At 66.1% G+C, this 26,377-nt stretch carries 27 protein-coding genes; 12 read left to right on the top strand and 15 right to left on the bottom strand.

Annotated elements, in window-relative coordinates:
- Window positions 1-112: 112 nt before the first annotated feature.
- On the top strand, window positions 113-748 hold the full coding sequence (locus C4K39_RS11940) for a LysE family translocator (protein ID WP_178083985.1): 636 nt from the start codon (window positions 113-115) through the stop codon (window positions 746-748).
- Between the two features lie 4 nt (window positions 749-752).
- Here C4K39_RS11940 and dmeF read toward each other — a convergent pair whose 3' ends face one another.
- Together dmeF and C4K39_RS11930 are read right to left on the bottom strand one after the other, a co-directional pair.
- Entirely contained in the window at window positions 753-1,787 is a 1,035-nt protein-coding gene (dmeF, locus tag C4K39_RS11935; RefSeq protein WP_124346470.1) for a CDF family Co(II)/Ni(II) efflux transporter DmeF, read from the bottom strand.
- A gap of 10 nt (window positions 1,788-1,797) precedes the next feature.
- On the bottom strand, window positions 1,798-2,073 hold the full coding sequence (locus C4K39_RS11930; protein ID WP_058433837.1) for a metal/formaldehyde-sensitive transcriptional repressor: 276 nt from the start codon (window positions 2,071-2,073) through the stop codon (window positions 1,798-1,800).
- 217 nt (window positions 2,074-2,290) lie between these two features.
- Here C4K39_RS11930 and C4K39_RS11925 point away from each other — a divergent pair, with 217 nt between their 5' ends.
- Window positions 2,291-3,322: a sensor domain-containing diguanylate cyclase gene (locus C4K39_RS11925; RefSeq protein ID WP_124346469.1), complete on the top strand. Its 1,032-nt coding sequence runs from the start codon at window positions 2,291-2,293 to the stop codon at window positions 3,320-3,322.
- A gap of 31 nt (window positions 3,323-3,353) precedes the next feature.
- On the opposite strand, the gene C4K39_RS11920 is transcribed toward C4K39_RS11925, so the two are convergent.
- The 4 genes from C4K39_RS11920 to C4K39_RS11905 form a co-directional block, all read right to left on the bottom strand.
- Entirely contained in the window at window positions 3,354-3,764 is a 411-nt protein-coding gene (locus C4K39_RS11920; RefSeq protein WP_124348334.1) for an NUDIX hydrolase, read from the bottom strand.
- 16 nt (window positions 3,765-3,780) lie between these two features.
- Window positions 3,781-4,119: an FKBP-type peptidyl-prolyl cis-trans isomerase gene (locus C4K39_RS11915; RefSeq protein ID WP_124346468.1), complete on the bottom strand. Its 339-nt coding sequence runs from the start codon at window positions 4,117-4,119 to the stop codon at window positions 3,781-3,783.
- Window positions 4,120-4,195: 76 nt separating this feature from the next.
- Window positions 4,196-4,588, bottom strand: coding sequence for an Imm10 family immunity protein (locus tag C4K39_RS11910; protein ID WP_124346467.1), 393 nt, complete (start codon window positions 4,586-4,588; stop codon window positions 4,196-4,198).
- A 32-nt stretch (window positions 4,589-4,620) separates the two neighbouring features.
- Complete coding sequence (locus C4K39_RS11905; RefSeq protein WP_225926573.1) at window positions 4,621-5,040, bottom strand: DUF4265 domain-containing protein; 420 nt, start codon at window positions 5,038-5,040, stop codon at window positions 4,621-4,623.
- A 136-nt stretch (window positions 5,041-5,176) separates the two neighbouring features.
- On the opposite strand from C4K39_RS11905, the gene C4K39_RS11900 reads away from it, so the two are divergent.
- The 5 genes from C4K39_RS11900 (at window position 5,177) to C4K39_RS11880 (ending at window position 11,033) form a co-directional block, all read left to right on the top strand.
- A complete protein-coding gene (locus tag C4K39_RS11900; protein WP_068584546.1) occupies window positions 5,177-5,776 on the top strand; it encodes a LemA family protein in 600 nt (199 codons plus the stop codon).
- 27 nt (window positions 5,777-5,803) lie between these two features.
- Window positions 5,804-6,820, top strand: a complete 1,017-nt coding sequence (locus C4K39_RS11895) for a M48 family metallopeptidase (RefSeq protein WP_124346465.1) — start codon at window positions 5,804-5,806, stop codon at window positions 6,818-6,820.
- 160 nt (window positions 6,821-6,980) lie between these two features.
- Window positions 6,981-8,810 carry a monovalent cation:proton antiporter-2 (CPA2) family protein gene (locus C4K39_RS11890; protein WP_085596516.1) on the top strand — a complete coding sequence of 610 codons (1,830 nt, stop codon included), beginning with the start codon at window positions 6,981-6,983 and terminating at the stop codon, window positions 8,808-8,810.
- Window positions 8,811-8,883: 73 nt separating this feature from the next.
- Window positions 8,884-9,978 carry a DNA alkylation repair protein gene (locus tag C4K39_RS11885; RefSeq protein WP_068584553.1) on the top strand — a complete coding sequence of 365 codons (1,095 nt, stop codon included), beginning with the start codon at window positions 8,884-8,886 and terminating at the stop codon, window positions 9,976-9,978.
- Between the two features lie 29 nt (window positions 9,979-10,007).
- On the top strand, window positions 10,008-11,033 hold the full coding sequence (locus C4K39_RS11880; protein WP_124346464.1) for a DUF6602 domain-containing protein: 1,026 nt from the start codon (window positions 10,008-10,010) through the stop codon (window positions 11,031-11,033).
- Window positions 11,034-11,079: 46 nt separating this feature from the next.
- Here C4K39_RS11880 and C4K39_RS11875 read toward each other — a convergent pair whose 3' ends face one another.
- Window positions 11,080-11,454: a hypothetical protein gene (locus C4K39_RS11875; protein WP_068595488.1), complete on the bottom strand. Its 375-nt coding sequence runs from the start codon at window positions 11,452-11,454 to the stop codon at window positions 11,080-11,082.
- Between the two features lie 29 nt (window positions 11,455-11,483).
- Complete coding sequence (locus C4K39_RS11870) at window positions 11,484-12,116, bottom strand: TetR/AcrR family transcriptional regulator (RefSeq protein WP_124346463.1); 633 nt, start codon at window positions 12,114-12,116, stop codon at window positions 11,484-11,486.
- 154 nt (window positions 12,117-12,270) lie between these two features.
- Here C4K39_RS11870 and C4K39_RS11865 point away from each other — a divergent pair, with 154 nt between their 5' ends.
- Window positions 12,271-13,800, top strand: coding sequence for an MFS transporter (locus C4K39_RS11865; RefSeq protein ID WP_124346462.1), 1,530 nt, complete (start codon window positions 12,271-12,273; stop codon window positions 13,798-13,800).
- A 106-nt stretch (window positions 13,801-13,906) separates the two neighbouring features.
- Window positions 13,907-14,923: an AraC family transcriptional regulator gene (locus C4K39_RS11860; protein ID WP_124346461.1), complete on the top strand. Its 1,017-nt coding sequence runs from the start codon at window positions 13,907-13,909 to the stop codon at window positions 14,921-14,923.
- A gap of 175 nt (window positions 14,924-15,098) precedes the next feature.
- Here C4K39_RS11860 and C4K39_RS11855 read toward each other — a convergent pair whose 3' ends face one another.
- Genes C4K39_RS11855 through C4K39_RS11835 form a run of 6 tightly spaced genes read right to left on the bottom strand, consistent with a single transcriptional unit; the run spans window position 15,099 to window position 21,707 of the window.
- Window positions 15,099-15,884 (bottom strand): MoaF C-terminal domain-containing protein, encoded by a 786-nt coding sequence (locus C4K39_RS11855; protein WP_124346460.1) that lies wholly within the window; start codon window positions 15,882-15,884, stop codon window positions 15,099-15,101.
- Complete coding sequence (locus tag C4K39_RS11850) at window positions 15,881-16,855, bottom strand: SDR family NAD(P)-dependent oxidoreductase (RefSeq protein WP_164487279.1); 975 nt, start codon at window positions 16,853-16,855, stop codon at window positions 15,881-15,883. The genes C4K39_RS11855 and C4K39_RS11850 overlap by 4 nt, the downstream gene beginning before the upstream one ends.
- Before the next feature lie 16 nt (window positions 16,856-16,871).
- Window positions 16,872-17,954: a hypothetical protein gene (locus C4K39_RS31510; protein WP_164487278.1), complete on the bottom strand. Its 1,083-nt coding sequence runs from the start codon at window positions 17,952-17,954 to the stop codon at window positions 16,872-16,874.
- Window positions 17,955-17,973: 19 nt separating this feature from the next.
- Window positions 17,974-19,359: a carbohydrate porin gene (locus tag C4K39_RS11845; protein WP_124346458.1), complete on the bottom strand. Its 1,386-nt coding sequence runs from the start codon at window positions 19,357-19,359 to the stop codon at window positions 17,974-17,976.
- A 25-nt stretch (window positions 19,360-19,384) separates the two neighbouring features.
- The gene (locus C4K39_RS11840) at window positions 19,385-20,533 is read right to left on the bottom strand and encodes a class II histone deacetylase (protein WP_124346457.1); all 1,149 of its coding nucleotides are present in this window, start codon (window positions 20,531-20,533) and stop codon (window positions 19,385-19,387) included.
- The gene (locus C4K39_RS11835; protein WP_124346456.1) at window positions 20,523-21,707 is read right to left on the bottom strand and encodes an MFS transporter; all 1,185 of its coding nucleotides are present in this window, start codon (window positions 21,705-21,707) and stop codon (window positions 20,523-20,525) included. Before C4K39_RS11835 ends, C4K39_RS11840 begins: the two co-directional genes overlap by 11 nt.
- A 244-nt stretch (window positions 21,708-21,951) precedes the next feature.
- On the opposite strand from C4K39_RS11835, the gene C4K39_RS11830 reads away from it, so the two are divergent.
- Both C4K39_RS11830 and C4K39_RS11825 read left to right on the top strand, forming a co-directional pair.
- Window positions 21,952-22,389 carry a hypothetical protein gene (locus C4K39_RS11830; RefSeq protein ID WP_068584583.1) on the top strand — a complete coding sequence of 146 codons (438 nt, stop codon included), beginning with the start codon at window positions 21,952-21,954 and terminating at the stop codon, window positions 22,387-22,389.
- A gap of 154 nt (window positions 22,390-22,543) precedes the next feature.
- The gene (locus C4K39_RS11825; protein ID WP_124346455.1) at window positions 22,544-23,467 is read left to right on the top strand and encodes a phytanoyl-CoA dioxygenase family protein; all 924 of its coding nucleotides are present in this window, start codon (window positions 22,544-22,546) and stop codon (window positions 23,465-23,467) included.
- Between the two features lie 7 nt (window positions 23,468-23,474).
- Here the strand turns inward: C4K39_RS11825 and C4K39_RS11820 are convergent, their stop codons facing one another.
- Complete coding sequence (locus C4K39_RS11820; RefSeq protein ID WP_124346454.1) at window positions 23,475-24,374, bottom strand: LysR family transcriptional regulator; 900 nt, start codon at window positions 24,372-24,374, stop codon at window positions 23,475-23,477.
- Between the two features lie 162 nt (window positions 24,375-24,536).
- Between C4K39_RS11820 and C4K39_RS11815 the strand changes: the two genes are divergently transcribed.
- The gene (locus tag C4K39_RS11815) at window positions 24,537-26,183 is read left to right on the top strand and encodes a GMC family oxidoreductase (protein ID WP_124346453.1); all 1,647 of its coding nucleotides are present in this window, start codon (window positions 24,537-24,539) and stop codon (window positions 26,181-26,183) included.
- Window positions 26,184-26,377 lie beyond the last annotated feature (194 nt).

The following is a 26,377-nucleotide window of genomic DNA, read 5'->3' as shown; positions in this document are numbered from 1 at the left end:
GCACTCATCATGATAAAAAATCATAGTAGGTCACAGCTTTTTGCGTTTTTCAACGCCGGCAAAAGCCCCCAAGCTGCGCGCCTGTCAATTGCCGGGAGCCTGGTCCGTGGAGCTGAATCTGTCGTTGTTGCTGGTCTACATGCTGAGCGTGCTGATGCTGGTGGCGACCCCGGGACCGGTGGTGGCGCTGATCATCAATACCAGCATGAACGCCGGCCCGCGCCAGGCGCTGCTGACCGCCGTGGGCACCAATGCGGCCTCGCTGCTGTTGGCCCTGGTGGCGGTGCTGATGCTGACCACCGGCCTGTCCCTGGACCCGCGCCTGATCAGCTGGATCAGCCTGCTGGGCTGCTGTTTCATCGGCTGGCTGGCGCTCCAGGGCCTGCGGGAAGCTGCCGCTGCGCCCGGCACCGAACCTGAGGCCGCTAGCCCACGGCGCCGTGGCCAGGGCCTGGCGACCGGCTTCCTGGTGGGGATCGGCAACCCCAAGGACATCATCTTCTTCGTCTCGTTCTTTCCCCAGTTCATCCAGGTCGGGCGCTCCCTGCAGCACAGCGCCCTGCTGCTGACCCTGGTCTGGGCGCTGATCGACTTCGCGGTGCTGGGGGCCTACATCCTCGTCGCACGCCAAGGCTTCTCACTGAAGTACAAGCGCCTGGTCACCGGCTTGTCGAGCCTGGTACTGCTGGGCGTGGCACTGGTGGGGCTGGTCTATTCGGTGCTGGAGTTGCTGCGCCCGGCGGCCTGAGACGTCAGACGCTGCGCAGCTCCAGGGTCAGGTGCGCCAGCCCGGACACCGGTGCCAGTCGCCCACGCAGGGCCTCGGCATTGAGGGGCGCGCGGGCCACCACGCTGACGATCGCCGCCCGTGCCCCGGGGCCCACCTGCCACACATGCAGGTCGACGATATTGGCGTCTCCCGGCGCTTCCACCGAACGGCGGATCTGCTCGGCCACCTGCTCGTCGCTGGCATCGAGCAGCACCGCGGCGCTGGACTTGATCAAGGTGTAGGACCAGCGCGCGATCACCAGGGCGCCGACGATGCCCATCGCCGGGTCGAGCCAGACCCACCCCAGGTAACGCCCGGCCAGCAAGGCGACGATGGCCAGTACCGAGGTCAGGGCGTCGGCCAGGACGTGGACATAGGCCGAGTGCAGGTTGTTGTCACCGTGGGCAGCGTGCTGCCGTCGATGTTCGTGATGTTCGTGATGTTCGTGATGTTCGTGATGTTCGTGATGTTCGTGATGTTCGTGATGTTCGTGATGTTCGTGATGTTCGTGATGTTCGTGATCATGGTGATGCCCGTGGGCATGGCCGTGGTGGCCATGACCTGCTCCCAGCATCCAGGCGCTGAGGATGTTCACCGCCAACCCCACTACGGCAATCAGCGTGGCTTCGGCAAAGGCCACGCTGGCCGGCTGGAACAGGCGCACCAGCGACTCGCCGGCGATGCCCAGGGCCACCAGGCCAAGGATGATCGCCGAAGCGAAACCCGCCAGGTCGCCGACCTTGCCGGTACCGAAGCTGAAACGGCGGTTGCCGGCATTGCGCCGGGCAAAACCGTAGGCCGCCGCTGCGATCCCCAAGGCTCCGGCATGGGTCGCCATATGCAAGCCATCGGCCAGCAGTGCCATGGAGCCAGTGAGATAACCGGCGAGGATTTCCCCCACCATCATCACCACCGTCAGCACCACCACCCACAAAGTGCGCCGGGCATTGGCGTCGTGATCGGCGCCGAGAAACTGGTGATCGTGGGCCAGGTGTGCGGCCTGCTGGGACAAATTCATCGCATGGCTCCTACTTGGAATAACGGCGGATGGCTTCCAGCAACTCGTCTACGCCCTGCGCCCGCTCGGCGTCGCTGAGCTCGGGATTGGCCACATGTTCCAGGGCATGGGCCTCGATGATCTCGTCCAGCAAACCGTTCATCGCGCCTCGACTGGCAGCCACCAGATGCAGTGTCTTGCCGCACTCGGCACCGTCCTGCAGGGCCCGCTCGATGGCCTGGACCTGGCCGAGAATGCGCCGGACGCGTTTGAGCAACTGCTCCTTGCGCTCATGAGTGTGCGACATACCTATACCCCCTATACCTATATGCTGCGCATCCTGACCGCTGGCCCGTCGCCACACAAGCCACCCACGCAGAAAAAACGCCTTTGCCTGCTGCCGGTGGCGACTTGCCGACCAACGGCATGGTTCGGCAGAAAAAACTGCTGTTCGTCACATGGCGTGGATTAACATAGCCATGTGCCACCCCCAGGATCTCTCCCTCCATGTCGTCCAGAATCCGATGATTGCTGTCTGGTCCCTGCTCTGCCTGACCCTGTTGCTGGCCCTGCTGGCCCTGCTGGCCTTGTGGCTATTGCATCGTGAACGCCACGCCCAGGCACAGTTGCGGGCCTATCGCAAACTCGCCGAGGACCTGCCCGACGATGTCGAGCGCTTCAAGCGCAGCCAGTATTTCGCCCGGATCGGTACCTGGGACTGGGAGGTGGACACCCAGCGCCTGTATTGGTCGGAAGCCATCTACGGCATGTTCGGTTTCAAGGTTGGCGAAGTGGTGCCCTCCTACGAGCTGTTTTGCTCCTGCGTGCACCCAGAGGATCGGGAGCGGGTGCGCGAGGGGGAATTGCGCTGCCTGCGCACTGGGGAGAACCATGATGAGGAGTACCGCGTGGTATGGCCCGATGGCAGCGTCCACTGGCTGTGGGAAACCGGCAACGTGGTGAAGAACGGACACGACGCCGCGATCAAGATGATGGGCGTGGTGCGCGATATCACCGATGAAAAGGTGTCCACCCGCCATTTGCAGCGCCTGGCGCATTTCGACCCACTGACCGGCCTGCCCAACCGCCTGATGCTCGAACAGCGCCTGTCCCGGGCCCTGGAGCAGGCCCGCCTGAGCCAGACCCGGGTCGCCCTGGTGTTCGTCGACCTCAACGGTTTCAAGGCCATCAACGATCAGTACGGCCATGCCACGGGTGATCAGGTGCTCAACGTCACCGCCCGGCGCCTGCAAGGCATCCTGCGGGCCAGCGATACCGTGGCGCGCATCGGTGGCGACGAATTCGTGGTGATTCTCGAAGGTTTGTCAGCGGGCCTGGATCTGTCCGAGGAAGCCAGGCGCATCGGCGAGAAGATCTTCAGCCAACTGTCCCCACCAGTGGAGGTCGACAGCCACCGACACAGCATCGGCAGCAGCCTGGGGGTGGCAGTGTTCCCCGACCACGGGGCCCGCATGGACCAGTTGCTGCACGTCGCCGACCTAGCGATGTACGAGGCCAAGCGCAGCGGTAACAACCAGTACCGACTGGGGCAATGAACACACCGCGACCCCATTGCCCGCTATCGGGTCAATTGCCCGCAAGGCACTCGCGCAAAAAGGCCAGGGCCTGCTGGAACAGCGGATGCCATTGCTCTGATGGCGCCTCGGCCAGGGGATGCCAGAAGAAGCTGAACTCATGGCCGCCGTCATCGCCACAACGGTGGCTCCAGGATTCGGCCAGCGCCTGGGCCACCTGGCACTCATGGAAGGCCCAGACCTGGCCGGGGAATCCGGACCGCCAGATGCCCAACGGGCGCACCGCGATGCCCTGGACCCCAGCCTCCTCCGCCAGCTCGCGGACCGCCGCCGCGGCCGACGCCTCACCCGCCTCGATGCTGCCCTTGACCAGTTGCAGGCCAGCCAATGGGTGCCGAAAAGCCAGGATTTCCAGGCCTGCGCCCTGGCGCAACACCACGGGGCAGGCCTTGTTCGCCGGCAGGACCGCGCGTTCTGGATCAGTCATCGCGGGTCAGTACTTCCAGCAGTTCGATCTCGAACACCAGGTTGGCGTTGGGCGGGATCGAACCCACGGCGCGCTCGCCATACCCCAGGTGCGCCGGCACCAGCAGCTTGCGCTTGCCGCCCACCTGCATGCCCATCAGGCCCTGGTCCCAGCCCTTGATCACCCGCCCGGTGCCGATCACGCACTGGAACGGCTTGCCGCGATCATAGGAAGAATCGAAGCTGCTGCCGTCCTCCAGAAAGCCCCGGTACTGGGTGGTGATCAGGGCGCCCTTGACCACGGCCTTGCCGTCGCCCAGCTGGATATCGATCACCTGCAACTCATCGTTCATGCGTGCTCATCCTTCAACCATTGCCCCGGTGCGGGGCTGCGGGCGGCTTTTTCGCAGAATTGCCCGGGCTTGGCAATCACTGGGCTTGTCGCCGGATAACGGTGGCGGTCTCGTTGAAGATGCCAGCCAGTGCCGCGTCGAGTTCATCCGGCACCAGCAACCCGGTTTCCCAGCGTATTTCCAGACTCGGCAGGGCACGACACCAGGCCACCGCCTGGGAGAAGTGCAGGGTCAGTTGGCCCGGCGCCAGCAGCACCTGCTCGATACCGCCGTAGCCGGATACACCCTGGCTCCCAAGCTCCACATGGTAGGTGGCCATGCCCAGTGCCTCGTCCTGCTCGTCGAATTCCTCGGCACGCTGCAGCAGCAGGTAATACGTGGGCTGCGCAGGGTCGTCGGCCAGGCCGAGGATATGCACCTCGTCTTCGGTATAGGCGCTATAGGTGTTGGCGTGAAATTCCAGGTTCATCCTTTGCTTTCCTTGTGCATTCGCTCTGGTCGTCACTGACGCAGCAACCCATGTTCATGGTCCAGCCAGCCCTGCTCGCCGAGTTCGTGCAAATAATCCAGCACCTGGTCCAGGGATACCTCGGCCGGCACGTTGACTGCATAGAACCAGCGATGCAGCCCTTCCCAGCTGCAACCCAGCGCCACCAGGTGCTGCAGGACCTGCTGCGCCTCGTCGTGGCCCGGTTCGTGGAACACCAGGCGCAAGGTGCTGTTGGTGCTTGCGCGGATCACCCGCTCGAACCATTTCAGGCCGTCATCCGCCACCCGTACCTGCACTTCGTCACCCCAGCACAGCTCGCGGGAATAGAAGGGAATGTTGTCGATCCGGTAATGCCCGCAAGGCTGGAGCTGGGCCCAGACACCTTCGCTGGCAACCGGCGGGTAATCGTCGACCACTGTCAGCCGGAGCATGATCTTGTCCATTGCCAGTCCCTGGTTGTGCGAAATGGGAGCGCTTTTTCGCAGAATTGCCCGGACCTGGCAACCATCGGCCGCAAGTATTCCGTTACCATGGCCGCCCCCACGCTCCACCTCGATAAGGACATCCATGGCCACCGCCGATATCGTCACCCTGGCGCTGCTCGCCCTGCTGGCGCTGTACCTGTTCAGCCTCTACAACCGCCTGACGATCCGCCGCACCCGCCTGCGCAACGCCTTTGCCCAGATCGAAGTGCAGCTCAAGCGCCGCTATGACCTGATTCCCAACCTGCTGGAAACCGTCAAGGGCTACCTGCAGCACGAACACACCACCCTCACCGCCCTGGCCCAGGCCCGCAACACCGCCCGGGACAGCCTGCAGGCAGCGGCGGCCGAGCCCGGCGACCGCGAGAAGATCCTGCGCCTGGGCCAGGACCAGGGCGCCCTGGACCAGGCCCTGGGCCACCTGCACGTGAACCTGGAGGCCTATCCGCAACTCCAGGGCTCGCAGAACATGGCGCAGTTGAGTGAGGAGCTCACCAGCACCGAGAACAAAGTGGCGTTCGCCCGCCAGGCCTTCAACGATGCGGTGACCGACTACAACCTGTGCAAGCAGCAAGTGCCGGCGCTGTTCTTCGCCCGCCTGCTGGGTCATCGCAGCGACGCCACCCTGTTGCAATTCAGCGACAGCGCGCTGATTCAAGACGCCACCCGGATCTCCTTCCAGTAAAGCGGCCCCTGCCCTGCGGATGTTTGCATGAAATTCTTTCAACACCAGGCCCAGGCCCGGCGCCGCACCCTCAAGCTGCTGTCGTTGATGGCCCTGGCGGTCGCCAGCCTGACCGCCCTCAGCAGCCTTGGCCTTGGCTGGCTGTGGCGCGAGCTGAACCAGGAGTCCGGCCAGCCCAAGGTACTGAACTGGCCCCTGGTCGCGGTGGTCGCCGCCCTTATCGTCCTGGTGGTGCTGCTGGGCAGTTGGTACAAGACCTGGCGCCTGCGCGCCGGCGGCAAGGTTATCGCCGAGCACCTGGGCGGACGCCTGATCAACGGCGCGGCGCGCAACAGCGATGAACAGCGGCTGCTGAACATCGTCGAGGAAATGGCCCTGGCTTCGGGCACCACGATGCCCGCTGTATATGTACTGCCCGAAGAGGCGATCAACGCCTTCGCCGCCGGTCTCGACCCGCAGCAAGCGGTGCTGGGGGTGACCCGGGGCGCCCTCTCCCGGCTTGAGCGTGACGAGCTGCAAGGCATGGTCGCCCACGAATTCAGCCATATCCACAATGGCGACATGCGCCTCAACACCCGGCTGCTGGCGGTGATCCACGGGCTGCTGCTGTTCAGCCTGGCGGGCGTGCTGGTGCTGCGCCAGGCCGAACGCGAGCACCTGGCCAGCGACCGCCACCGCTTCATCTGGCAGATCGTCTTCGCCGTGCTCGGCCTGGCCCTGCTGATCCTGGGCTCGCTCGGCACCCTGCTGGGCAAACTGATCAAGGCCGCCATCGGCCGCCAGCGCGAATTCCTCGCCGACGCCTCGGCCGTACAGTTCACCCGCAACCCCCAGGGCCTGAGCGGGGCGCTGAAGAAAATCGGCGGCTGCACGGCCGGCTCGCGCCTGAAGGCCTTCAACGCCGCGCAATACAGCCACATGTATTTCCACCAGGGCGTGCAGTCGCGCCTGGACCGGCTGTTCGCCACCCACCCGCCCCTGGCCGAGCGCATACGGCGCCTGGATCCGCAGTGGGATGGGCGCTACCCGGGAGACAGCCGATAAGCTCACCCGGCTATCGTTATTACGTGCCTCATGGCGCCTGAGCCGAGTCTCAACCGATACCCGTACCCACCGTTGCTCGCCTGCGGCTGAAATCGTCACCTCCAGGCCGTTATCATCGTTGCGCCAAGTTTTGCGTGCCCGTTCTACCAGGAGTCCCCCGATGCCCCATGAAGGCAACCTGCTACAAGCCGCCGTCGTGTTTCTCTGCGCCGCGGTCGTCACCGTGCCCCTGGCCAAGCGCCTGCAACTGGGAGCCGTGCTCGGCTACCTGCTGGCCGGGGTGCTGATCGGCCCGTCGGTGCTGGGCCTGATCGGCAATCCCCAGAGCGTCAGCCACATCTCCGAGCTGGGGGTGGTGCTGTTGCTGTTCATCATCGGCCTGGAGCTGTCGCCGCGACGCCTGTGGGTGATGCGCAAGGCGGTTTTCGGGGTCGGCCTGGCCCAAGTGCTGCTGACCGGGATCGTGATCGGCAGCGTGGCGCTGTTCCTCTTCGGCCAGACGCTCAACAGCGCGGTGGTGCTGGGCCTGGGCCTGGCCCTGTCGTCTACCGCCTTCGGCCTGCAGAGCCTGGCCGAACGCAAGGAACTGACCAGCCCCCACGGACGCCTGGCGTTCGCCATCCTGCTGTTCCAGGACATCGCCGCGATCCCGCTGATCGCCATGGTGCCGGTACTGGCCGGTGTCGATCACCACACCAGCAGCGCCGAGGACCTGCGCCACGGCTTGCAGGTGCTGGGCAGCATCGCCGTGGTGGTGGTCGGTGGCCGCTACCTGCTGCGCCCGGTGTTTCGCATCGTGGCCAAGACCCGCTTGCCGGAGGTCTCCACCGCCACCGCGTTGCTGGTGGTGATCGGTACCGCCTGGCTGATGGACCTGGTGGGCGTATCCATGGCCCTGGGCGCCTTCCTCGCCGGCCTGCTGCTGGCCGACTCGGAATACCGGCATGAGCTGGAAGCCCAGATCGAACCCTTCAAGGGCCTGCTGCTGGGCCTGTTCTTCATCAGCGTCGGCATGGGCGCCAACCTCAGCCTGCTACTCAGCGCGCCCTTGGCTGTGCTGGGCCTGACCCTGCTGCTGATCGGCCTGAAGTTGCCACTGCTGTTCGTGGTCGGGCGCCTGGCCGGTGGCCTGGACCGCGAGCATGCGATCCGCCTTGGGGTGGTGCTGGCGGCGGGCGGTGAATTCGCCTTCGTGGTGTTCAAGATCGGCCGCGACCAGGGCCTGTTCGACGCGCGCCTGCACGACCTGCTGGTGCTGACCATCACCCTGTCCATGGCCCTGACCCCGCTGCTGTTGCTGGCCTGCTCGCGCCTGCTCAAGCCCAAGCCCAAGCCGGTGGAAATGCCCGCCGAATACCGCCGGATCGACTCCGACCAACCGCGGGTGGTGATCGCCGGCATGGGCCGTATGGGCCAGATCGTGGCGCGTATCCTGCGGGCCCAGAAGGTGCCGTTCGTAGCCCTGGACACCTCGGTGGAAACCATCGAGCTGATCCGCAGCTTCGGCGGCGGCATCCCGGTGTTCTATGGCGACCCGTTGCGGCCGGAGATCCTCAGCGCAGCCAAGGTCGGCCAGGCGGAGTTCTTCGTCATCGCCACCGACGACCCGGACACCAACATCAAGACCGCCGAGCAGGTGCGCAAGCTCTATCCGCACCTGAAGGTCATCGCCCGCGCACGTAACCGCCAGCACGTGCACCGCCTGGTGGACCTGGGCGCCCAGGCCGTGCGGGAAACCTACTACTCGAGCCTGGAGATGAGCCGCCGGACCCTGATCGGCCTCGGGCTCAGCCAGGTCCAGGCCGACTCGCGGATCCAGCGTTTCACCCAGCACGACCAGCAATTGCTGGCCGCCCAGCATGAGGTGTACGACGACGAGGCCAAGGTCATGCAGACTGCCCAGGAAGCCCGTGCCGAACTGGCCCGCCTGTTCGAGGCCGACGAAGAGGACGAACGCCTGGAAGAGAACCTGCTGCCGCCGATGCGCTGAAGCACTCTCCTGACAGATTCTGTCAGCCGCCCAGTCTAGATTGGGCGGCCCCCTCCCCAGACAGGAACCCTCCATGAGCGACGCCGCCCCAGCCCTCAAGGAAATCTTCAACCAGCAACGCCTGGTGCATATCGCCGACGCCATGCGCGAGGTGTATCCGGCGTTCGATCACCCGGGCTTTCTCAAGCGCGCCAGCCAGGGCCTGGCCGAGCTCTCGGTGATGCAGCGCCTGGCGCGGGTCAGCGACAGCCTGCACCAGGTGCTGCCCGGGCACTACGAACACAGCCTGGAACTGTTGTATGCCCTGGCGCCACGGCTCGACAGCCGCTTCGTCTGCATGTTCCTGCCGCACTTCGTGGCCAGCCATGGCACCCATGACTTCGCCCGCTCCATGGCGGCGCTGAAGTTCTTCACCGGTTTTGGCTCCTCGGAGTTCGCCGTGCGCCCGTTCCTGGTCAACCAGCAGGCGGCGACCCTGGAGCATATGTACGACTGGTCGCGCGATCCGGACGAACACGTGCGCCGCCTGGCCAGCGAAGGCAGCCGCCCGCGCCTGCCCTGGTCGTTCCGCCTGGAACGCCTGCAGGCCGAACCTGGGCTGGCGGCGCCGATCCTCGAGCGACTGCGCAACGACCCCAGCCTGTATGTGCGCAAGTCGGTGGCCAACCACCTCAACGACATCACCAAGGACCACCCGCAGTGGGTGCTGCAACGCCTGCAAGACTGGCCGCTGGAGCAACCGCACACGGCCTGGATCGTCCGCCATGGCCTGCGCAGCCTGATCAAGCAGGGCGAGCGCCAGGCCCTGGCCTTGATCGGCGCCGGGGCCCGGGCCGAGGTCCAGGTAAAGCACTTCACCGTCACGCCCGCGGCCTTGCGCCTGGGCGAGCGCCTGGAGCTGGCGCTGGAACTGGTCTCCAGCAGCTCGCAGCCCCAGCGCCTGGTGGTGGACTACGCCATCGACTACATCAAGGCCTCGGGCGCCGCCAGCACCAAGGTGTTCAAGCTCAAGACCTTCACCCTGCCCGGCCAGGGGCGCCAGGCACTGGCCCGCCAGCAGCAGATCCGTGAATTCACCACCCGTCGACACTACCCCGGGCGCCACCTGGTGCACCTGTTGGTCAACGGCGAACAGTTGGCCAGCGCGCACTTCGACCTGCTGCCCTGACCCCTCTCAATCCACACAAGGAAGACCTCGTGGCAATCATCAACAGGTGGGCCAAGTCCATCGCCAAGGTGCTGGAAAGCAGCTTTGCGGTGAGCAGCAGCATCGCCGACCACAAGACCATCCTGGGCGACGCCCGGGAGAGTTTCATCAGGGATGTGCTGCAACGCTTCCTGCCGCGCAATATCAGCATCGGCTCAGGGCAGATCGTCGATGCCGAGGGCGGGATCTCCAAGCAGATCGACCTGATCATCTACCGCAACGACTTTCCCATCCTGCGCACCTTCGGCTCGGCCGATGTGTACCTGATCGAAGGCGTGGTGGCCACGGTGGAGGTCAAGTCGCAGCTCAACGAAACGCAGTTGTTCCAGGCCCTGGAGAACGGCAAGTCGGTACGCAACCTCAAGGTGTCGATCACCCGGGAATCCATGAACCACTACAGCCAGTTCATGTACCGCAAACCCTTCGCCGACCTGCCACCGGCGCAATCCTTCTCGGTCCGCGACCAGCTGCTGCCGCCAACCTACATCTATGGCTACAACGGCTATACCGCCGGCAGCCTGGACAAGCTGCGCCAAAGCCTCAACGCCTGGCACAGCGAGCCCCTGGCCCAGGGCGAGCAGGACGTGATCCTGATGCCGGAGGTGATCGCCACCCAGGGCTGCGTGACATTGAAGAACCTCAACAACATCCTGGGCCTGCCCCGGGTTGCCGGCGAAGAGCTGGAGGCCTGCCGCCAGGCCTTCAACCGGGCGCTGGGATGCAACCTGGACAAACGCGAGTTCCTGGGCTATTTCCGCGAGCGCGACGCCCAGGGCTTCGACTACGGGATCGGCCTGAAAACCTGCGAGTCGCCCCTGCAGTACCTGATCTCCAGCCTGCTGCAGACCCTCACCTCCCGGATCGGTCATCCGCAGCTGGGCAGCACCGCGATCCAGTACGACCTGACCCGCTATCACTTGAGCGAAGAGATGGAAGGTGGCTGGTCGGGCGCCGCGGTGAACCTCACGCGCATCAGCGACCCACGGCTGGACTTCGCCCGGGACAACGGCTTCTGAAACCTGCGCTGCGGCCACGTGCAACTCGGCCGCAGCGCGCCGGGCTTCAGTCCTTGGCGGTCGTGGCCGGCAACGCTATCAGGTGGTCGTCGCAGCCAAAGCCCACCACGTGCTCGCTGCCCCAGGACACCTCCACCACCGCAATGCACGGGTCATAAGACTCGCCCACCAGGCTGCCATCGGCCTTGAACACCCGCAGGTAGCCACCGGTGGAGTAGCGCGAGCTGTCGCCATCGCCGGGCATGGTCATGGCCGGAATCCAGGCGCGCCAGCTGAACAGCCGGTACTTCTGGTAGTAGAAGGCCCGGTCGTCACTGTAGTAGCGGTCCTGGTAGGGCGTGCCGTAGTAGAACCAGCCATAACCCTTGTACGCCAGGAATACGGCCAGTACCGCGCCGAGCAGGCGTTTGCTGTGTTTCATCGGGGTCTTTCCTTGTACCGAGAAGAACTTCAGGGCTGGGTCACGCCGAGCATCCGCAGGCAGGCCTGGACGATGGCCTCGGCCAGGGCCTGGCCATCTTCCTGGCGGGCGGCGATCACGTCATCGGTGGCGCCGTGCACCCCGGCATAGATCAGCGAGGCGATCACCGTCGGCTGTTCCAGGGGCCAGCAGCCGGCCTGCCGCCCTCCTTCGAGGATGCCCTGCAACTGCTGCAGGATCGCATTGCGCTCCGGGTTGCCGCGCTCATGGTGGTGATGGTTGGGGTAGACGATGTCGTGCAGGTGGTAGGTGGCCAGGTAGGCCTGGACGCTGGCGCGGATCCAGCTACTGACCTTCGCCACCCAGTCATCCTCGGCGCAGGCCGCCACCGCCTGCTCCAGGCAATCGAGGAAGTCCCGGGTATAGCGCTCACCCAGGGCCGCCAGCATGTCGTTCTTGGATTGGAAGTAGTGATAGAAGGTGCCCTTGGCCACCCCGGCGCGCTCGACGATCTGGCTGATGGTGGTGGCCTCCACTCCCTGCTCCAGGAACAGGCTGCGGGCGGCGCCCATCAATTCTTCCAGGCGCACTTCGGCGGGTTTGGTCCGCGGCTGCGGCAAGTCGCTGGCAGGTTCCTGGGCCTTGTGGCGTTTCACGATCATGAACGATTCCGGGCGGTGGCGAGGGCCGCCAGTCTAGGGCAATTGCCAGGCAAAAGAGAGTTGAGAATATTTATCATTTTCCATTGACCGACGGTCAGTCGAAATACTAACCTGAGTACCTCACCCCTCTCCAGCCCTCCACGGGAGATGTTTGATGGAACGCTATCGTCGCCCGGCCCTGGTGGCCGCCGCCTACCTCGGGACCTTCCTCGCCTCGCTGGACATCAGCATCGTCAACGTCGCCCTGCCGACCCTGCAACAGGCCCTGGCCACCGACCTGGCCGGCCTGCAATGGGTGGTCAACGCCTATGCCATCTGCCTCTCGGCCTTCATGCTCTCGGCCGGCCCCCTGGGCGACCGCTTCGGCCACAAGCGCTGCTGGCTGGCCGGGGTGTTGTTGTTCACCCTGGGTTCAGCGCTCTGCGCCCTGGCCCAGGAGCTCGGGTTGCTGCTGGCCGGGCGCGCGGTCCAGGGGCTGGCCGGGGCACTGCTGATTCCCGGGGCGATGCCGATCCTCAGCCACGCCTTCCCCGACCTGCGCCAGCGGGCCCATGTCATCGGCGGCTGGTCGGCGTTCAGTGCCCTGGCGCTGATCCTCGGCCCCCTGGTGGGCGGCCTGCTGCTGGAGTCCGTCGGCTGGCAGAGCATCTTCCTGATCAACCTGCCCATCGGCCTCCTCGCCCTGGCCCTCGGGTGCTGGGGAATCGGCGAGCGCAAGCACCCACAGCATGCCGCCCTCGACCCGCTGGGCCAGGCACTGAGCGTGTTGTGGCTGGCGGCCCTGACCTATGGCCTGATCCTCGCCGGCGAAGAAGGCTTCGCCAGCCGAGGCCCCCTGCTGACCTTATTGGTGGCCGCCGTGGGGCTGCTGGCCTTCACCCTGGTGGAGCGGCGGGTGCAACGGCCGCTGGTACCCCTGGACCTGTTCCGCCAGCGCCCGTTCGCCGTGGCCAACCTGGCTTCGTTCATCCTCGGTTTTTCCAGCTACAGCAGCCTGTTCTTCTTCTCGATCTTCCTGCAGCAGATCCAGGGCTGGTCCGCAGCCGAAACCGGCCTGCGCCTGCTGCCGCAATTCACCGTCACCGGCCTGGTAGCCATCGGCTTCGGGCGCATCAACCAGCGCGTGCCCCTGTCCTGGCTGATGGTGGCCGGCTACGGCCTGGTGGGCCTGGCCATGACCGCCATGACTCTGTTCGACGCCCACACTCCCTACTGGCTGGTGGGCTCGTTGCTGGGGCTGCTGGGCCTGGGCATGGGCCTGGCGCTGCCGGGCACCGGCCTGACAGTGATGGCCTGCGCACCGCCGGAACGCGCCGGGATCGCCTCGGCCAGCATGAATGCCCTGCGCCAGACCGGCATGAGCATCGGCATCGCCCTGCTCGGCAGCCTGATGGGCGCCCGGGCCATCCAGGTGCTGGGCGAGTCGGCCCGGGCCAGCGGCATGGCCAACGCCGGCGAACTGGCCCACCAAGCGGTGACCGAACACCAGTTGCCCCCGGACAACCCACTGTTCGGCGAGCTGTACCGCACGGCCATGACCAGCGGTTTGCACCTGGCCATGCTGCTGGCGGGTGCCTCCAGCCTGCTGGCCATGGGCTTGCTGCTGGGCATCCGCCGACGGGCCCGTGCGGAACAGCCCGCTGGACCTGGCCGAGTCCAGCCCCGGGGGATCGAGAACAGGTGAACGATGCCCATTGTCCGGGGCTTTTCTCCTCGTCTAGTATGGTTGCCGGACCGCGCGAGCCACCTGGGGACGTGCCTTGCAGAACAATAAGAAAAACGCCATCGCCATGCCTGCATCCCGCCCCGTCGGCGCCTATGTGCGCCGCCTCAAGCTCAGCCCCTTGCTCGAGTACCTGCAAGAACGGCAGCTGCGCCTGCCATCGCCCTCCCAGGCCCAGTGGCAAGGGCTCAAACCCGCGGACAATATTCCACTGGATCACTACCTGGGCTTCTTCGAAGAGGCGGCCCGGGCCTTGGACGACCCGCTGCTGGGCGCGCGCATCGGCCTTGCCAGCCGCTCCCCAGTGCTCTCGCCGCTGCGCGAACTGTTCCTCAACGAAGCGACCCTGCACGGCGCATTGCTTGAACTCAACCTCAGCACCGCGGCCCTGCAGGGCGGCACCCGCACCCAACTGCGCATCGACGGCGAGCAGGTGCAGATCAGCTACCAGTTGCCCGCCTACCCGGCCAATGCCTGCCGCCAGGACGTGGAGTTCAGCCTGGGCATGCTGATCCATGTCTTGCAGTTGCGCCTGGGGCAGGACTGGCGAGCCCAGCGGATCGACCTCTGCCATGAACTGACGGCCAAGGACCGCGAGGCCCTGGCCGGGTTGCTGGATTGCCCGGTGCGGGATGCCGCGCCCAGCAACGGCATCGTCTTCGCCAACCATTGGCTGGACCACAGGTGCCCTGGCCAGGGCTGCGATGCCGACGTCCTGCTGTTCTTTCGCGAGCACATCCAGGGCCTGTGCGCCGAACAACACAGCGGCAGCTTCCATGAGCGGGTGCGGCGCCTGCTGGAACAGCAATTGGGCGAACAGCCGCCCTCCCTGGAGCGCATCGCGCGCCAGCTGTGCCTGTCGCCACGTAGCGTGCAACGCAAGCTGGCCCTGGAACAGGTGGTGTTCTCCGAGCTGCTGGAGCAGGTGCGGCACAGCCTTGCCCTGGAACGCATGCGCCATCCCGGCACCCGGATCGACGAACTCGCCGACAGCCTGGGCTACGCCGACAGCGCGGCGTTTTCCAAGGCTTTCAAGCGCTGGACCGGGGTGCCGCCGCTGCGCTACCGGCGTCAGTTCCTGTAGGGTCTGTTGCCGTTTCGGCGCAACCCGAAGGGACGGGCCGGTTTTAGCGCGGCGCGTCGTTACTCGACGGCTCATTTGGACGGCCAAACTTCGCGTCTCGTGCTTAGCTGCGCGCTAAAACTGGCTCCGGCGCGATCGTGGCGAAATGGCAACAGACCCTAGTATGCCCGGGCCTTCAGCGCGGCGAGATGCCTTCGGGATACGCCGTCTCGCTCAGCAGTCGTACCTGTGCGCCGATGGGCACGTTGAACCAGGTCCCATCCACCTCGCCCAGGGCCATGCCGGTATTGCGCCAGGCCCTGGTGTCGAGGACGAAGACGATCGCCACATCCACCGCCTTCTCGCGAAAGGTCACCAGGTACAACTGCTCGCGCAGCTTGAAATAACTGGCCTCGTCGCAATCACAGTCACCATGGCGCACACCGCCATGGATCTGGTAGGCGTACCAGCGACTGTTGAGATAGACATGCTCCACCGCGGTGTCCTGGCTATAGAGATTGAGCACGCGCTTGCCGATCAACTCGCCGCTGCGCTCGGGCGGTGCGCCTGCCGGCAGGCCATTCAACCCGGCGTGATGCAGCGCCTGGCCGACATTGGAGGCCAATCCGCGAGCCTTGCGCCCGGTATCCAGCCAGGAATGCACCAGCAAGGCCCGGGATCGCTGCTCGTCGATGATCACCACCAGGCTCTGGCGCTGCGCCGCCGGCAATGGCAGGTCGATGAAAAACAGCCCGGCGCAGGCCTGCACCACATTGGCTTGCGCCGTCCCCGACGCCAGCACCAGCGGCAGTCCCTGCCAACGAACCTCGCCCTGTTTATCGAACGCCAGCTCGCCACGCTGCTCGGCGAACGCCAGGACGAAGCGCCGCCCGCGCAGCGCCGGGGTGTCGGGCAGGCGGTTGAGGCGCAACTGCGCGGCAAAGTCATCGAACCCGGGAAGCGCCTGCTCCAGCGGGTTCATGGCCGCACCTCCCGCTGCTCGCCAGCCAGGGCCTGCTGGATCAGCCGCTCGCTGAGCGTCCACAGTTGCAGGGCCTGGGCGACATCACGCACCCGGGGCATGACGCCCAGGTGATCCAGGGGATCGGCGTTGCTCAAGGCCACCTGGCAATCCTCCAGGTAGTAACCGCCACAACCCTCCAGCTGCGGATGCAGCAGGGCCCAGAGAATGCTCGCCGCACCCTCCTCGGTGCTCTTGCGCCGGGTCAACTGGCGCAGCCCGGGCTGGCGTTCGAGCAAGGGCACGAAGTCGGCGTCGGTCAGGTGATTGTGCAGGTTGGTCCCGGCCACCACTCCGGGGGCCACCGCCAGGGCGCGAATGCCCTCCTCGGCCAGGTGCTGGTCCAGGCCCACGGCGAACAGTACGTTGGCCGACTTCGACTGGCCATAGGCCGTCCAGCGGTCGTAGGCCCGGTGCTCGAAGTTGGGATCGGCGAAATCGATGCCCGCCAGGCGATGGGCGCCCGAAGTCAGCAGCACCACCCGGGCAGCGGCCGCCTGGCGCAGCAGCGGCAACAGCCGGGTGATCAACCGATGGTGGGCGATATGGTTGATACCGAACTGGCACTCCAGGCCATCGTCGGTACGAGCGAAATCGGTGGCCATGATCCCCGCACTGGCGATGACGCCGTCCAGGTGCGGCAACTGCTCCAGCAGCCTTGAGGCCAGCCGGTCGACGTCGCGCAACGACTCCAGGCGCACCGCCTCGAAGTGCAGCGACTGGCTGCCCGTGGCGGCCCGCAGTTCGGCCAGCGCGGCATTACCGCGTTCGGCGCTGCTGCCCAGCACCAGTACCCGGGCGCCACGGGCAGCGAGGCAGCGGGCGCTTTCCTTGCCCAGCCCCGAAGTGCCGCCGGTCACCAGGTAGATCTTGCCGGAGAGGTCCAGGTCCCGGACCAGATCCCAGGCTCGTGTATGGGTATCGAATGACATGTTGCTACTCCTTCCTTCATTGAATGAACAGGCTGGCGTCCAGCTCCAGGGCCGCACCGGGTGCCTCCAGGGCCTTGACCCAGAGCAGCGCCACGGACAGCTGCAACGCCGCCGCGGGTCCCAGCTCACGCTGCAGTTGGCGGCTGAACGCTTCCAGCAAGGGCTGGCTCGCCACGGGGCCGGCCTCGATGCCGGAGCACTTGAGCAACACCTGCAAGGCCGCCGGCTGGCCACCGGTGTCGAGGCGCATGGCCAGGGCCCTCGCCGCCTGCTCCACGCTCGCCAGCGACAAGCTGCCGGCCTCGCCGCAGGCCAGGCTGACCCAGGTTGGCCGCGGGGCTTGCGGGCGCAAGGCCAGGCCATCGATCTCGATCTTGAAATCCTCCAGGACCATGCCGTGACCACGTAGCACGCACAGTTGCAGCGCCTCGGCCACCCCGGCATCGGCCCGCTGGCGCACAGCCTGCGTTACCAACTGCCGGGCATGCTGCGGGTCCTGGTCGGCGCGCAGGTACAGGGTCAGGCGGGCCAGGTCGGAGCAGTCGGCGTCCAGGGCCCGGAGGCTGTCCTGGATCTTGTCCAGGATCACCTCCACCTGCTCCGCCAGCCCGGGACGGACCTGCAGGTTATCGGCGCTCAAGCCACGCTCCGACGCTAACAGTTCCAGGGCCTCGAAACCGGTGAGGAACAGCTGGCCGCGATACTCCAGGGCCCGCGCCACATCCATCGGCAGGTCGTCAAACAGGGCCCGCCGCGCCGGTGTGGCATGCCTGGCGAATACCGCCTCGAGCGCCACCAGCGCCCCTTCCCGGGACAGATGCGGCACCCGGAAAATGGTGCCGACGCTGGGCTCCCGGACCAGCCGGGGGGCCAGGGCATGGCACTGGCGATGGAATGCCTGGATCGCCGCCAGCGGGTCCACGGCGCCATTGCGAATGGCGATGCTGTGCTTGAGCATCGCGCCCAAGCTCACCCCTCGTTCGGCCAGGGCGGCGGCCATGGTTTCGAGCAAGGCGGCAAGTTGCTGCTCCAGGTCACCGTCCACTGCCGCCTGTTGCCAGTTGCAGAAGATCAGGTCCTGGGTTTGCACAAGGTTCATCGGGACTCTCCTCAAGGGATCAGTGGCGCCAGCCCAGCAACGGGTCGAGGGCGAAGTTCAGGCCCAGGCCGAACAACCAGCCGCTGGCCGGACGCTGTTCGGCGAAGGGGTTCTGGAAGCGACTGGGTTGCAGCACGTAGTTGATGAAGGGGTCCAGGGTCACGCCGCTACCCAGGACGAAGCGCCCATTGAGCTCGGCGACGAAACTGTCCCGTGGCTGCTCGTAGGCACTGCCCGACAGGCGCCCGGCGTCCTTGAGGCGGGCCTGGAAGTCCTTGCTCACGCGAAACCAGCTCAGGCGTGCACCAAGGCTATCCAGCGGGCGGCCCGGAATGACGTTGAGGGCATTGACCCCGATGAAGCCGAAGGCATCCACCCCACCGGTAACCCCGGGGGTCAGCGACGAGCTGAGCCCGCCTTCCAGGGTCAGGCTGCGCGGGTTGGTATCGAACGGGCGGCTACCACCGTCGGCGCGGTACACCGTCTTCTGCCAATTGAAGAGAATGCCGTCGGCATGGTCCTGGACCTTGGGCGCCGAGCCCGGGTCGAGCAAGGTCGAGGTACCGGCCACCGTGCGGCTGGGGTTGGGCTGTTTCTTGGTGGAGCGATACAGGGCCAGCTCGAAACGACTGGGATAGAGCGCCTCGCCAAAGCGGGTCTGGGTGCCGACCTGGGCCAGGAAGAAGCGCCCGTCATGGCGTTCCTCGCGCCAGTTCCAGCCGGACTCGAAGGGGATCTGCCCATTGAGCAACCAGCCGCCCACCTGGGCAAAGCGGTTGTCGTCGAAGTTGTAGCGGGCCGTGGCGCTCCAGTAGGCGAACGGATAGGCGAACACCGAGCCGTTCATCAACGTCAGCGGGTTGAAACAGGTGAACACGAAGGCACAAGCCGGCTGCATGAACGAGGTTGCGGGGTTGCTCCGGCCCAGCTCCAGCTTCAAGGCATCCTCCAACAGGCGCTGCTCGTAGGACAGCTGTACCAGCCGCGCCTTCTTCGGTACGAAGGGCGCCACCGCGCCATAGATGTCCCCCAGCGCCGGACCGTAGTCGACGTTGCTGGCCACCGGGGCATAGCTCTGCTTGAGGTGCACGCTGGCGCCCTTCACACCCAGCAGCTTGTGCAGGTCGAAGTCGGCCGCCAACATCAGGAACAGGTTGTTCTGATCCTGGCGACGCCCCACCCCGTAGGTGTTGTACAAGCTGTACCAGCTACCGAAGCCGTGCACGGCGATGCCCTGGGCATCCAGCTGTTCGCCAAGGCTCGGAGCCCGGGCCGGCGAGACCGGGTTCGCGACCGGGCCGGGCTGATCCGGGCCGGCCAGCGCGCACCCGGCCCACAGGGCACAGCACGCCAGCACAGCCCCACGTTGGACGAAGAATCGATTGTTGTTATTGGAAGGATTCATGGTCGGACCTGTATGGGCGATGGACTCAAGGAGCAGGCACCAGCTCCAGTTGCCGGGCCTGGGTTTGCACGCGCTGGTGGTGCAGGCGATCGAAGTCGTCCGCCAGCCGCTGCTGTTCGATGAACTCGATAAAGGGATCGCGGACCTGGGTCTGCAGGCCGGTCAGGGCCTCGATGGCGGCGATCGCGCAGAACGGCACGTAGACCTCCGAGTAGCCGCCCTCATGGACCATCACCAAGCGCCCATGGCCGAGGCGCTCGGCCACCGCCACCATCATCCGGGTCATCTCGCGGAAACTGCCGCTGTGCAATTGCATGTGGCCGAGCACGTCGTAGGTGCTGGCGTCGTAGCCGGCGCCGATCACCAGCAGGTCCGGGGCGAAACGCAGCAGCGCCGGCACCACCAACTGCGCCATGGCATGCAGGTACTGCTGGTGGCCGCAACCGGGCAGCAGCGGGATGTTGAGATTGCACCCCTGCCCTGCACCTCGCCCAAGTTCGTCGGCGCCGCCGGAGCCTGGGGGAAAGCAGTTTTCCTGGTGCAGGGAGATGGTCAGCACGTCCCCGCGCTCGTAGAACAGCGACTGGGTACCGTTGCCGTGGTGCACGTCCCAATCGACGATGGCCACGCGCCGCGCGCCGAGTTCGGCAATGGCGTGCTCCACGGCGATGGCCGAGTTGGCCAGCAGCGTCGAGCCCATGGCCTGATCCCGCAAAGCGTGGTGCCCGGCCGGGATGCAGGCGGCATAGGCCCGCTGGTACTCGCCGCGCATCACGCCTTCCACCGCCGCCCTGGCCAGCCCGGCGGACAGCGCCGCCAGCTCGAAGCTGCCGGCAGCGAAAGGCGCCGCCAGTCCCAGTTCTCCTCCCTGCTGCTCGCTCAACCGACGAAAGCGCTCCAGGTACTCAAGGTCATGGACCCTGGCCATCTGTGGCAGGGAGGCCGGCGCTGCGGACTCCACCCGCAACTGCCGGCTCAGGCCGCTGGCGTCCATCAACGCCTTGAGCCGCCGCAGGCAATCGGCCGAGGCCACGCCCGAGCCGCTGGCCAGCGGCTGGACCCACCCGCCGACCGGGGCCGCCAGGGCCGAGGCCCGACCGGAGTGGAACCACAGGCAGCGCTCGTCGAACAGGAACGCACTGGCGCCCGCTGAAGGATGCAATTCAGGCTTCATGGCAAAGACTCTTGGATGGCAGGTGGAAGTGCGCGAGGTTGATCGCCGCGGCGGCCAGCAGGGCCAACAGCGCGCCGCAGCCGAACATCGCTTGGTAGGAAAAGGTTTCCAGCAGGTAGCCGCACAGCGCCGGGCCGCAGGCCAGCCCCAGGCCGAGGACCAGGTTGGTCAGGTTGATCAAGCCGCCCTCGCGATCGTGCAGGCTGATCACCGTGAGCATGAAGGGCACCAGCAGGGTCCAGGTGAACTTGAACACCAGCACCGCGATGAAGGCCGCATCCGCCCGGGGCACCGCCGCCATCACCAGCAAGGCCAGGACCAACGCGGCGAACCCCAGCAGCAGGCATGCCCCGCGATAGCGGTCACGTCCCAGCAAAGTGGCGGCGCCGGCGCCGAGGATGCCCACCGCGCTGGACAGGGTCAGCAACTGGTCCAACTGCCCACGATCCATGGCCGTGGGCGCCTGCAAGGCACTGATGAAGGTCCAGACTCCGCCCAGGCACACATACAGCAGGAAGATCGAGGCCACCCCCAGCAGGCCATGCCTGGAAGCCCCCAAGCGACGGCGCCCACCGCTGGCCGCTAGCTGAGGGACCCGAATGAAGTGCCGGCACAGCGGCACGCAGGCCAGCATCAACAGCGCCTGCAAGGCAAAGCACACCCCGGGGCCAAAATGCTGGAAGGCGCTGGGCAACACCGCCAGTCCCAGGGTTCCGAGTATCAGTTGGCCGAAGATGATCGAACCGAACGCCCGCCCGCGATCATCCAGGTGCGCGACGCTGCGGGTACACAGGATCAGCAACGAACCGGCGGCCAGTGCAGTGACGCCCCGAGCCACCAGGAAGGCGTTGAAATAGCGCTCCAGCAACAGCGCCGAAGCCAGGTTGCCGCCGATGTACAGGCCCATGAACAGCAAGGCCCAGCGCTGCCAGTGACCCGAGCGCAGCCAGTAGATGGCCGGCAAGGTGGCCAGGCTGCTGAAGATCAGTTCCAGGGAAAACATCGCGCCGATCCGGCTCGGGCTCAGGCCGATCTGTGTGGTCAATTGCATGGACAGGGCCGGGGCCCAGAGGAAGGTCGCCGGCAACACCGACGCACATAGGGTGATGGTGATCAGCAGCCAGCGATGACTGGCCTCGCCCGGCAGGGCTGCAGGTTCGGCGGTAGCGCTCACGATAGGCACCTTCGTTATTGATTGTTATGGGTGAGGTGGCACGGCAACGGCTGCCAATCTAGCAACGGCCCAGGCGGCGACCGGCTTCAATTGATGACGACTTTTTGTCTTTTCACGCCAATGCCCGCAGGCGCTATCAGGTTGGCCAGGCGCACCGGCGAGCCGGGGCATTGACAAGCTCGATGGCGGCTTCGACCATCGGCGCCGCAACGGCCGCTGCCGGCCATGACTCAGGAGATCAAGGATGAAAAGGCTTTCGCTGGCGCTGTGCCTGATGGCAGGCATGGGCCAGGCTGGCGCGATGGACCTGGCGGCGGCACGCCAGTCCCTGAAGAACTATGGACTGGCCTACTGCATGGCCAGGCAGTTTCCCGAGCGCTCGGCCATGGGCGAGGACGTTGGGCATGCCATCGGCATGTATGGCGTCATGGGCGGTGGCCTGCATCAGGTCCTGCAGGACGAAGACACGCTCACCACCCTGCATGACCCCTATGACGCCACCACCGACTACGTCTTCAAGGCTTATGACCAGGTCGCGGCCAACAGCAAGCACCGTCCTGGCAAGGTCGTGCTGCACGCTTGCTTGCAGGTCTACAACTCCCGAGCCTTCGACCGGTTCATCCGGACCCAGGACTCCTACATCCGCCAGCAAGACCTGCAAGCTGCCGGCCCCGCTTCCTAGCCAATGGCACCAGGCCCGCCATGACCTGGCCGCCCTGACGCGCACCGACAGCAACCGATGGCAGGTGTCGCTTAAACACCGGTCGAGGTCGAATCCAGCGCTCGGCCAGTGGTGCCACTGTCCATACTCAGCCACTTGCCCCTGGTAATGGAATATGCCCGTGAACCTGCCGCAGCCGCCCGCTTCTTCCCTGGTCAATCCCCTGCCCCTGGACCCGCAACAGCGGCGGCTGTTCCAGGAACAGGGCTACCTCAAGCTGCCGGGATTGCTGACCAGCGCCGCCATCGAATCGCTGCGCCAGCTGGTGGAGCAGCAACTGCGCCCGACCCAGGCCAGCGCTGGCGAGGGGTTCAACCGCCTGACCCACCGCCTGGACCAGGACGGTATTCTCCGGCAACTCCAAGGCCAGCCGGCACTGGCCCAGGTACTGACTTACCTCACCGACAGCCGGCTGATCCTGTGCGAAGCCCAGGGCTTCGAGCTGGACCAGGGGCGCTCGGGTTTCGCCTGGCACTACGACTCGCTGAACTTTCGCTACATCCGCCCCCAAGACCCGGCCTTCAGCCTGTGGCTGCCCCTGCAACCGGTACGCCCAAAGGCACAGGGTGGCGGCATGGCCTGGGTGCCGCTGTCGCTGTGCTCGGCCCTGGGCAACTTCCAGTTTTCGCGAATGCTGGCCCAGCAACTGGCCCAGGGCGAGTCGATCATCGAACTGTCCGAGCTCTTGCGCCAGACCTACGCCAGCCCGGGACCTTTGACCGAGCGCTTCGAGCGACAGCGCATCGAAGAAGCCTTCGAGCCCGGCGATGCCCTGCTGTTCAGCAAGTACCTGTGGCACCGCTCCAGTCCCTTGCTCGCCGGTGAGCTGCCACGGCGCCAGGCCGTGACCCTGCGCCTGGTGGCTGCCCAGGCACGCCTGGACCCGCTGTTGCAGGACGGCGAGACCCGTACCACTGGCGGCCTGGGCATGGGCCAGGAACGCGGGGCACTCAAGCCGCTGTCCTACGGCTCGCGCTTCGTCGATATCCAGGCCGGCGACCTGCTCAGCCGCTCGGCCCACTGCGGGCCGCTGCTGTGAGTCGGCCTCAGCCCTGCACACCGCCACCCAGCAGCACCTGCTGCTGGGTGGCACACAGCTCCATGAGGTAGTCCCAGACCACCCGCAGGCGCACCGACTTGTGCAGCTCGCGGCGGGTGCTGATCCAGTAGGCGCGCTGGATGCTCTCGGTGGGCAGCAACGGCACCAGCTGCCGGTCCTCGGCGGCCATGTAGCACGGCAGCACCGCGATCCCCAGGCCCGAGCGGGCTGCCTCTTGCTGGGCGATGACGCTGGTGCTGTGGAACAGCACCTGGGGGTTGCGACAGAAGCTGTTGAGGAACATCAGCTCCTGGCTGAACAGCAGGTCGTTGACGTAGCCGATCCAGGCATGGCGCCCCAGGTCCTCACGATTGCGCAGCGGCGGCGCGCGGTCCAGGTAGGCCTGGCTGGCGTACAGCGCCAGGCGGTAGTCGGTGAGCTTGCGAGTCACCAGCATGTCGGCACTGGGTCGTTCCAGGTGGATGCTGATTTCCGCCTCGCGGTTGAGGATGCTGACGAACCGCGGCACCGCCACCAGTTCCACTTCCAGCCCCGGGTAACGCTCGAACAGGCCGCCCATGCGGCTGGCGAGGAACTTGACCCCCAGGCCCTCGGTGACGCCGACGCGGATCTTGCCCAGCAACGCGCTGGACTGGGTGATTTCCTCCTGGGCCAGCAGCGCCACGTTCTCCATGGCCTCGGCGTGCTTGAGCAGCGCCTCGCCGGCCGGGGTCAGCTCATAGCCCTGGGCGTGCTGGACGAACAGCGCGGTGCCCAGGGCCTTCTCCACCGCCTCGATATGCCGCGCCACCGTGGCGTGGGTAGTGTTCAGCCGTCGCGCCGCGGTGAGCAGGCGGCCACTGCGTTGCAGCTCGAGAAAAAAGCGCAGGTCGTTCCAGTCGAACATGGGGATTCCTTGCCAGTGCCTGGGGGCTAATGCTGTTAGAAAACGCACAGCGGGTGGGCAAAAACTAACATTCTTTTAACGAAAGCTAACAACTAGGATGAAGCACAAGGCTGCCGCGGATGACGGACAGCTGCTAATAAGAATCTGCCAACGAGGTCACGGATGCTTCCTGCCTTTGACGCTTTCGACTATATCGTGGTCGGTGCCGGTCCCGCCGGCTGCCTGCTGGCCAATCGCTTGTCCGCCAACCCCCAGCACCGGGTGCTGCTGCTGGAAGCCGGCGGACGCGACAACTACCCCTGGATCCACATTCCCGTCGGCTACCTGTTCTGCATCGGCAACCCACGCACCGACTGGTGCTTCAAGACCGAGGCCGAACCGGGCCTGCAAGGCCGCGCCTTGAGCTACCCGCGGGGCAAGGTGCTGGGGGGCTGCTCATCGATCAACGGCATGATCTACATGCGTGGCCAGGCCGCCGACTACGATGGCTGGGCCGCCGAGGGCAACCCGGGCTGGAGCTGGAGCGAGGTCCTGCCGCTGTTCAAGAAGAGCGAGAACCACTTCGCCGGGGCCAGCCCGCTGCACGGCTCCGCCGGTGAGTGGCGGGTGGAGCGCCAGCGCCTGTCGTGGCCGATCCTTGACGCCTTCCGTAGCGCAGCCGAGCAGAGCGGCATCCCCCGGATCGACGACTTCAACGGTGGCGACAACGAAGGCTGCGGCTACTTCCAGGTCAACCAGAAGGCCGGGGTGCGCTGGAACGCCGCGAAGGCCTTTCTCAAGCCCATCGCCCAGCGCCCCAACCTCACCGTCCTGACCGGCGTCGAGGTGCAACGGCTGCTCCTTGACGGCGGTCGCGCCACGGCGGTGCGCGCCATGGCCCAGGGACGCCAGCAGGACTTCAAGGCCCGCCGGGAGATCATTCTCTGTGCCGGCTCCATCGGCTCGCCGAGCATTCTCCAGCGTTCCGGCATCGGCCCGGTGGCGTTGCTGCAACGCCTGGGCATCGGCGTCGCCCATGCCCTGCCCGGGGTCGGCGGCAACCTCCAGGACCACCTGCAACTGCGGCTGATCTACAAGCTGGACAACGCCCGCACCCTGAACCAGATCGCCGGCAGCCTGTGGGGCAAGATGGGCATGGGCCTGCGCTACCTGTACGACCGCAGCGGCCCGCTGTCCATGGCTCCCAGCCAGCTCGGCGCCTTCGCCCGCTCCAGCCCCGAGCAGGCCACCGCCAACCTCGAATACCACGTGCAGCCACTGTCCCTGGAACGTTTCGGCGAACCCTTGCACGATTTCCCGGCGTTCACGGCCTCGGTCTGCGACCTGCGCCCGCAAAGCCGTGGCCGGGTCGAGATCCGTTCCGTGGACGCAGGCCAGGCGCCGCTGATCCAGCCCAACTACCTGAGCCATCCGCAGGACCTGCAAGTGGCGGCCGACGCCATCCGCCTGACCCGACGCATCGTCGCCGCCCCGGCCCTGCAAGCGTTCAGTCCCAGCGAGTACCTGCCCGGCGCGCAATTGCAAAGCCAGGAGCAATTGCATGAAGCCGCAGCGAAGATCGGCACCACCATCTTCCATCCGGTGGGCACCTGTCGCATGGGCCACGACGCCCAGGCCGTGGTGGACGCCCAACTGCGCGTGCACGGCATCGCCGGGCTGCGCATCGCCGACGCCTCGATCATGCCGCGCATCACCTCGGGCAACACCTGCTCGCCGACCCTGATGATCGCCGAGAAGGCCGCCGAACTGATTCTGGCCACGACTACAAGGAGCCCTGCCCCGGAAAAACAGACCGCCTCCCCCGCCTGATTGTAGGGGCGAGGCTCGCCCGCGACAGGGCTAGCCGGCACGCCAGAGAGATCGAGCCGCCGACGCTATCGCGAGCAAGCTTCGCTCCTACAGAAAAGATCCAACGCCGGATCGTAGGAGCCAGGACTGCGAAACACAAGATAGCGACGCCATCACTGGCGCCGACAGTGGAACAACAAAAACAATCACTGTGA

It is taken from the genome of Pseudomonas sessilinigenes (genome assembly GCF_003850565.1).
GTDB lineage: Bacteria > Pseudomonadota > Gammaproteobacteria > Pseudomonadales > Pseudomonadaceae > Aquipseudomonas > Aquipseudomonas sessilinigenes.
Note: the sequence above shows the minus strand (reverse complement) of the source record. Positions and strands in the feature narration are given on the sequence as shown.

Bases quoted from the DNA above. Each gene is read 5' to 3' on its own strand.
- C4K39_RS11840 (WP_124346457.1), bottom strand. From the start codon at position 20,533: ATGAAGCCTGAATTGCATCCTTCAGCGGGCGCCAGTGCGTTCCTGTTC.
- C4K39_RS11855 (WP_124346460.1), bottom strand. From the start codon at position 15,884: ATGAACCCGCTGGAGCAGGCGCTTCCCGGGTTCGATGACTTTGCCGCG.
- C4K39_RS11930 (WP_058433837.1), bottom strand. From the start codon at position 2,073: ATGTCGCACACTCATGAGCGCAAGGAGCAGTTGCTCAAACGCGTCCGG.
- C4K39_RS11915 (WP_124346468.1), bottom strand. From the start codon at position 4,119: ATGAACGATGAGTTGCAGGTGATCGATATCCAGCTGGGCGACGGCAAG.
- C4K39_RS11925 (WP_124346469.1), top strand. From the start codon at position 2,291: ATGATTGCTGTCTGGTCCCTGCTCTGCCTGACCCTGTTGCTGGCCCTG.
- C4K39_RS11845 (WP_124346458.1), bottom strand. From the start codon at position 19,359: ATGAATCCTTCCAATAACAACAATCGATTCTTCGTCCAACGTGGGGCT.
- C4K39_RS11905 (WP_225926573.1), bottom strand. From the start codon at position 5,040: ATGCTCCGGCTGACAGTGGTCGACGATTACCCGCCGGTTGCCAGCGAA.
- C4K39_RS11830 (WP_068584583.1), top strand. From the start codon at position 21,952: ATGAAAAGGCTTTCGCTGGCGCTGTGCCTGATGGCAGGCATGGGCCAG.
- C4K39_RS11900 (WP_068584546.1), top strand. From the start codon at position 5,177: ATGGCCACCGCCGATATCGTCACCCTGGCGCTGCTCGCCCTGCTGGCG.
- C4K39_RS11885 (WP_068584553.1), top strand. From the start codon at position 8,884: ATGAGCGACGCCGCCCCAGCCCTCAAGGAAATCTTCAACCAGCAACGC.
- C4K39_RS11890 (WP_085596516.1), top strand. From the start codon at position 6,981: ATGCCCCATGAAGGCAACCTGCTACAAGCCGCCGTCGTGTTTCTCTGC.
- C4K39_RS31510 (WP_164487278.1), bottom strand. From the start codon at position 17,954: ATGAACCTTGTGCAAACCCAGGACCTGATCTTCTGCAACTGGCAACAG.
- C4K39_RS11820 (WP_124346454.1), bottom strand. From the start codon at position 24,374: ATGTTCGACTGGAACGACCTGCGCTTTTTTCTCGAGCTGCAACGCAGT.
- C4K39_RS11850 (WP_164487279.1), bottom strand. From the start codon at position 16,855: ATGTCATTCGATACCCATACACGAGCCTGGGATCTGGTCCGGGACCTG.
- C4K39_RS11875 (WP_068595488.1), bottom strand. From the start codon at position 11,454: ATGAAACACAGCAAACGCCTGCTCGGCGCGGTACTGGCCGTATTCCTG.
- C4K39_RS11870 (WP_124346463.1), bottom strand. From the start codon at position 12,116: ATGATCGTGAAACGCCACAAGGCCCAGGAACCTGCCAGCGACTTGCCG.
- C4K39_RS11860 (WP_124346461.1), top strand. From the start codon at position 13,907: ATGCCTGCATCCCGCCCCGTCGGCGCCTATGTGCGCCGCCTCAAGCTC.
- C4K39_RS11815 (WP_124346453.1), top strand. From the start codon at position 24,537: ATGCTTCCTGCCTTTGACGCTTTCGACTATATCGTGGTCGGTGCCGGT.
- C4K39_RS11895 (WP_124346465.1), top strand. From the start codon at position 5,804: ATGAAATTCTTTCAACACCAGGCCCAGGCCCGGCGCCGCACCCTCAAG.
- dmeF (WP_124346470.1), bottom strand. From the start codon at position 1,787: ATGAATTTGTCCCAGCAGGCCGCACACCTGGCCCACGATCACCAGTTT.
- C4K39_RS11865 (WP_124346462.1), top strand. From the start codon at position 12,271: ATGGAACGCTATCGTCGCCCGGCCCTGGTGGCCGCCGCCTACCTCGGG.
- C4K39_RS11910 (WP_124346467.1), bottom strand. From the start codon at position 4,588: ATGAACCTGGAATTTCACGCCAACACCTATAGCGCCTATACCGAAGAC.
- C4K39_RS11825 (WP_124346455.1), top strand. From the start codon at position 22,544: ATGCCCGTGAACCTGCCGCAGCCGCCCGCTTCTTCCCTGGTCAATCCC.